Source organism: Acinetobacter sp. Brlt_5 (assembly GCF_051949055.1).
GTDB lineage: Bacteria > Pseudomonadota > Gammaproteobacteria > Pseudomonadales > Moraxellaceae > Acinetobacter > Acinetobacter indicus.
Genome location: NZ_JAYJLP010000032.1, coordinates 1 through 6,097 on the forward strand (window position 1 = coordinate 1; position 6,097 = coordinate 6,097).

Below are 6,097 nucleotides of genomic sequence, written 5' to 3' on the forward strand. Positions count from 1 at the left end.
AGTGTCATCGTTAGATGCGTGGTGTGTGACAAAAAAATCCCGGCATGTGCCGGATCTTGGATTGGAAAATTGGCTAAAGTGACGTAGGGCCAGTGCTTGGTTTTGCATGGAAAAAAGTATTTATTTCTTGGTTTAGAAAAACGTAAAAAGATCAATTTTTTTGTCCCTTCATCCAGGTTAAAAATTTCAACCTAAAATTTTAATTATGAAAAACTTCACAGAAAGCGTTCAAATGCGATTTAAGAGCCCTTACCTAAAAAGCATAATCTCATAGCGAAAAACAGAAAACAGCTCAAAAACCGCAAATGAGAGCGAAATAAAGAGGGATTTTGACTTTAGATAGATGCATAGAGCGAGTGTCTACGAGCGAACTATCAAAATTTGCGCCTAGACCCTCTGAAAAACATTTTTTTGTTCTCTTTAGCCTAAGAAAGCATAAGTTTCATGCAGAAATTTGCTCCTGGACCGAGCGTAGCGAGTAAAAAAATTTTATGAGCGAAGCGAATTCCGAGTTGCTTTTGCTTTTTCTTAAAGTCACGCAAGTATTAACCAAAAAATTGCCCCGACGAACTGAGCGAAAGCGAAGTTCAATAGAGTTTGAGCGAAGCGAAAACCAAGGGCAATTTTTCAATTTGCTCTTTTTAAATATATTTTAAATATTTTAAATATTTTCAGTCCCCTGTATGCCTTATACAGTAAGGGTTTTAAAGCTTAACTATGACGGATTGACTACTAACTATGACGGATTGACTACTAACTATGACGGATTGACTACTTAACTATGACGGATTGACTACCAACTATGACAAGTATATATTTGTCATATATTAAAAATTAATGGTTTTATTTTGAATAAAAATCACGTTGTAAAATCAAATCAAGTAATAGAAGCCTCATATCAATTAAGTGCCGTAGAGCAACGAATTGTCTTAGCTGCCATTTCACGGATTCCAAAAAATCAGCCTATTACAGATGATGAGCTATATCCTGTTAGTATCAATGAGTTAAGGCAATTAGGTGTACATGAAAAAACTGCATACAGAGATTTAAAGGAAGGTATTAATAGACTCTATGAACGATCTATTAACCTCAGTATTGATGACAAGTCTATAAAAATGCGATGGGTACAAGAAGTTCAATTTCTAGATAGTCAAAGTGTCATTGGTATTCGTTTTTCAAAACCAATTCTGCCTTTCATATCTAATCTAAGTAGAGAATTCACCAAATATGCCCTGTCAGACATCGCTGGAATAAATAGTGGGTACGGTATTCGTATTTATGAGCTACTTGTTCAATATCGACAAATAGGTAAGCGTGAAATTTCAGTTGAGAATTTGCGGACAATGCTTGAGCTTGGTAAAAAGTACCCTTTATTCGCAGATTTCAAGAAACGAGTAATTGATACTGCTATAGACCAAATAAACGAATGCAGCCCTTTAAATGTCACTTATGAACAAAAAAAGACTGGTCGTAAAGTTACTAGTATTATTTTTTCATTTAAAGAAAAGACTAAGAGTATTAGTCATCAGAATACAGATGTACCTAAAGAATTTTATAAACTAACAGATGCTCAAATTAATATGTTTGGAAATCAACTTTCTCGTTTACATGAACTATCACATCTAGCACAGCAAGGTGAAAGCTATGATGATTTAGCTATAACAATTAAAGATATGTTGAGAGATCCAAAACAGCAAAAACAGTTTTTACCTTATCTAAAAAACTTAGGCTTTAAACTTTGAGTTTATTGGAGAATACACTTATTGTATTCTCCAATACGTATCGTTAATACACAGTAATACAATATGAAAACAAGTACAAAATACAGTGTTAGTGATGCTGCAACACTGTATAAAAAATCTCGGGCCACACTCTACAAAGATATAAAAAACGGAGTATTAAGTCGTGATCATGATGGTTCTATCGACTTTTCAGAATTACTTCGTGTCTATGGTGAGCCTTTTGGTGGAACAAACTCAAAACGTCTTGATACGTCTCCAAGACAAAACATTGATACACCTGAATACACTGATAATACAGTTGTTGAACTCAAAAATCAGATTGAGTTTTTAAAGAAACAGTTGGAAAAAGCAGAAGATCGGGAAACGAAGGCAAATGCTCGTATTGACACGCTACTTACACTTATTGAAATGAAGCCACCACAAGCCAATATAAGCACGTTTACAGAGCAGCAATCTGACCAGGATATAGCAACAGATCCTCGGTCAAAAAAACCAAATGAGGACGGATTGACTACTCAAGAAATTAAACGCATTCCAGTGCCGGAGCATATTGAACCAGAGCCTGAAAAAAGGGGCTTCTGGAGCCGTTTTTTCAAGCCCTATGGATGATAGGACTATTTAATCAGACTAATCAAAACCGTGGAACATTGTTTATTTATTGATCGTGGAACATTAAAAATCACTAAAACAGCCTAAGAGAGCGTGCTTAGGCTGTTTTTACAGATATAAGGCATTGTTTTAAAATGGTTTTTACAAAACGTTTCGTATAAGGTGTATTATGTTAATTGTAGGAAATCTTAAATATATTTTCTTAGATGTTTTTCAAGAATGTTAGAAAGTATTGTAGATGAATGAATTATCCTATCTATTAGCTCTTCCGACTCTTCTTTTGTCATTGTAGATGTCTTATTTTCAATTATGGTATCAAATGTAATTAACTCATAATAATCAGAATAGGCTTTAAGAGCTTCTCTTTCATATTCCTTCAAAAATTTCATCTTTTTTGAAAAAAGAAGAGCTGAAATTGGTCCACCATAGGGAAAATTATTCACTTCGGATTTTAAATAAGTTAAATATAAGGAAACTTTTTTAATATCTTTAAAAGTTTTTTGAGGATCATCATCTAAGAAAACATTAATACATGTTTCATTGGTCTTGATTAACAGATCATTAGCAGACTTGATTGATTTCATTAATAAAGAGTTTTTTATTCTGAATAAAAACACATATACAGGGATAGCAACTGTAATAGCTTTAAATATAGGAGCTAGCCAATTATAAGGAATAAGATCAGGTTTTATTAATACGCTACAAATGGAAAAAAACCACAAAAGCAGAAGTGACGTCCAAACAACATATAGTTCCTTATCCATATGATTTATTTCACTTTACTTTCAGCGTCATTAATATACTTTTCTATTCTATCAGTAATAAGTTCTTTTAAGTCATCATCTACCACTATCTTTAGATGTCTATTTAAATCAGATTTACGATAACCATTTTTACGAATTAGACCACCAAAAGATTCTTCTAGATAAGAAGATCCAGCTGTAGATATACCATTAAAATCTAAAACAAGAATTTGGTTTGGATTCGTTTTTAAAGATTGGAAAAAAGGTAGTAGAACTTCTTCTCTAAATCGTTCACCACTATGTAGACCATCTTTTCTAGCTCTACCCATAGGTCTTGGATAATATTCTTTAGCCACATCATATTTGATTTCAAGCATAAGTTTTACTCGCGACTAATTTCACATTATTCAAAGGAATTTCCCATCCTACAGTTGTACCTTCAATAGCATCTTTGTAGTCTTTTAAACCAGCGACAGATGACCAAGCCCCTTTTCTACTTAGAACTATCACATTTGCACCATCTACATCAGATTCAACCTGCATGATATCATTAAAGCCTTTTCCTCGATGGTACTCTTCTGTTGCAGATCTTCTCCATTTTGTTGCTATTTCAATCAATTGAGAGTCATTTTTACCAGTAAAGAGTTCAATTGGATTAATAGATAAACGATCTCTTAGCTTAACTGGAATAGTTACCGGAATAGTTTTTCCTACATCTGATACCACGATCAGACATGTATTTTTCTCTTTATCTATGCAAAAGAATAAAAACCATTTCTTATATTGAGCATTTTCATCATAGGCATGATTGATCACATTACTGATTGCTTCAGCAATAGCATTTTGTAAAACAAATCTAGCTCTTCTATCTGGTAAGATCATAGCTATTTGCTCTTCAATCTTTTCGTATTCCTCGCCTAAATCAGCGCTATCTCCCGATAAACACTCCCATCTATCAACAATATTAATAGTTTTACCAACATAAGGAGGCTGTTTAATAAGACTATGAATGCCTAATCTAGAGAACATAGCTTTTACTACATCCTTATCAGAGGTTCGTCCTAGTAATTCTTTTTTATTTTTTAACTTATCCAATTGATGTAAAAGGTAAATAACGCCTTCTGGCAACAATAGTTCTACATCCTTAAAATTAAGATATAAACTCTTATTAGCTCTATCTCTCAGCTTTATTTTTCTTATAGTTTCTAGAAATTTTTCTCTATGACCCATTTTAGCTAATGAGATTACAGATGAAAATTTTATTAAGCCGATATAAGTATGTGATCTTTTTTTACCTTCCTTTCTTATTTTTAAATCTGATTTTTTCTGACGAAGAATAGCTTTTTGATTAGGCTTTTTCACAAAAAATCCTTGTTTTTTAGACGGTAATCGAGCAGATATGATCTTATACAAATGAACTAATAAAAGAAATATATAAAAGGATTTAACATAAAATCTCTTATGCGAAATCTCAGGCAAAAATCCCAACCAAGGGTTGGGAGAGATAAAAATTGACCCTAAATCACGTGGCTAGATAGGTCATAATTATTTTATTAACTTTCCGCCTTGCTTAAGAACAATATATAAAAAATCTAAAATACATAAAACTGATAACACTAAGAATAATGATCGACTTACCAGATAGCCAATTTGTTATAAACATATAATCTAGAGATTGAAATAAAATAATAGTGTTTTTTTTCATTACTTTAGCTATACAAATCTGGTTTTTTATGTCCTTAGACATACTTGAAAAATACTCTATTCTTATGACCTTTTAAAATCTAATTTGTCTGAGCAAATCATGAAAATATTTTTCCTTACTTTAGTTGCTTTAGCTTTAACAGCATGTTCCAAACCTCATGATAAATATGTTGGTTACTGGCAACTTGAAGATACAAAATATCCAAAAGTTTTAGAAATCTATAAAGAGGGCAAAGAAACTTACATCGTAAATGAGAATATTCTTTCAGAAACTGATTGGTTTGGAAATAAAAAATCAGGAACGGTTTTAGAGAAGAAAGAAAAAGAACTTGGTGTGAATAACGGTTTAGCAGTTATCACATTCAACTTATCTGATGATGGAAAAACACTGCGAATTAGTAATCAACGCTATACCAAAATTAGTGAAGATGATGCAAAACAGATGATCACACATAAGAAAAACTGCGAAAGCTTAAGATTGAAATATAGAGAGGAAGCTAAAGCATTCAATATTTTTGCGCGAGATGCTCAAAAAGTCGAACAGGATAAAATTAAAGATAACTATCGAGAGCTCCAGAAAGAAATTCCTAATTGTAGTTTTGGAATCTAACTTATTTAAATATATTTAGGAAAATTTATGAAAAATTTCAAATTTTTACCATTGTTATTTGCATCTCTTTTTGTAGGATGCGGCACAGTCGGAAATATGGTCATCCAGGATCAAACTTTAGAACAAAAGGCAGCTTTTGCTTTAAATACAACTTCAGACAAAGTGACCATATCAAGTAGAGAAGGATCTATTGATGGCACGATAAACTTTGTAGCCACTGTAGGAAAAAAATCACATCAATGTTATATCACAACAGTTGGAGGAGCTATTAGTTCCCAGGCAGTTTGTTCGGGTTCTAATTCTGTAAAACAAAGTAGTGATAAGCAATGTAATGCTCTATTGAAAGCAGCAGGCCGCTGTTAATTTTTATGCAAAGGCTCAGGTTAATCCTGAGCTTTCTGTTCAATCTTATCATTGGCAGAGAACATACCTGGATTTGTAAGCCTGATATTTTCCTGACAACTTTCACACAGCATCAACCCGGCAAAAAGCTGTACATTCTGTCCATTTCCACAAAGCGTACATGGTTTTAAAAGTTGAATAATATTGTCCAAAATTAAGATTCCTTAGAAGAAAAGTTTTGTTCCGCATAATTAGCGGCCTTAGCTTGCATACTTCTAATTTCGTCTTTAGAAGCACCATTTTTCATTAATAACCATAAAAGCATCATGTATGTACTACTAAAATCC

8 protein-coding genes are annotated in these 6,097 nt (G+C 32.7%); 4 read left to right on the top strand and 4 right to left on the bottom strand.

What is annotated here, in order from left to right; translation table 11 throughout:
- Positions 1–848 precede the first annotated feature (848 nt).
- Both repM and VF685_RS13780 read left to right on the top strand, forming a co-directional pair.
- Positions 849–1,742: a replication initiation protein RepM gene (repM, locus tag VF685_RS13775; protein ID WP_001038666.1), complete on the top strand. Its 894-nt coding sequence runs from the start codon at positions 849–851 to the stop codon at positions 1,740–1,742.
- A gap of 63 nt (positions 1,743–1,805) precedes the next feature.
- Entirely contained in the window at positions 1,806–2,351 is a 546-nt protein-coding gene (locus VF685_RS13780; RefSeq protein WP_118901246.1) for a plasmid replication DNA-binding protein, read from the top strand.
- A 188-nt stretch (positions 2,352–2,539) separates the two neighbouring features.
- Here the strand turns inward: VF685_RS13780 and VF685_RS13785 are convergent, their stop codons facing one another.
- From VF685_RS13785 to VF685_RS13795, 3 genes are read right to left on the bottom strand one after another with little or no spacing between them, the layout of a single operon-like run.
- Positions 2,540–3,115 (bottom strand): hypothetical protein, encoded by a 576-nt coding sequence (locus VF685_RS13785; RefSeq protein ID WP_121973990.1) that lies wholly within the window; start codon positions 3,113–3,115, stop codon positions 2,540–2,542.
- A 5-nt stretch (positions 3,116–3,120) separates the two neighbouring features.
- Entirely contained in the window at positions 3,121–3,471 is a 351-nt protein-coding gene (locus VF685_RS13790; RefSeq protein WP_121973991.1) for an STAS-like domain-containing protein, read from the bottom strand.
- A complete protein-coding gene (locus tag VF685_RS13795; RefSeq protein ID WP_121973992.1) occupies positions 3,464–4,456 on the bottom strand; it encodes a hypothetical protein in 993 nt (330 codons plus the stop codon). Before VF685_RS13795 ends, VF685_RS13790 begins: the two co-directional genes overlap by 8 nt.
- Positions 4,457–4,898: 442 nt before the next feature.
- On the opposite strand from VF685_RS13795, the gene VF685_RS13800 reads away from it, so the two are divergent.
- Both VF685_RS13800 and VF685_RS13805 read left to right on the top strand, forming a co-directional pair.
- On the top strand, positions 4,899–5,408 hold the full coding sequence (locus VF685_RS13800; protein ID WP_046206310.1) for a hypothetical protein: 510 nt from the start codon (positions 4,899–4,901) through the stop codon (positions 5,406–5,408).
- A 27-nt stretch (positions 5,409–5,435) separates the two neighbouring features.
- Positions 5,436–5,771, top strand: coding sequence for a hypothetical protein (locus VF685_RS13805; RefSeq protein WP_046206309.1), 336 nt, complete (start codon positions 5,436–5,438; stop codon positions 5,769–5,771).
- Positions 5,772–5,791: 20 nt separating this feature from the next.
- Here VF685_RS13805 and VF685_RS13810 read toward each other — a convergent pair whose 3' ends face one another.
- On the bottom strand, positions 5,792–5,962 hold the full coding sequence (locus VF685_RS13810) for a hypothetical protein (protein WP_171249271.1): 171 nt from the start codon (positions 5,960–5,962) through the stop codon (positions 5,792–5,794).
- Positions 5,963–6,097 lie beyond the last annotated feature (135 nt).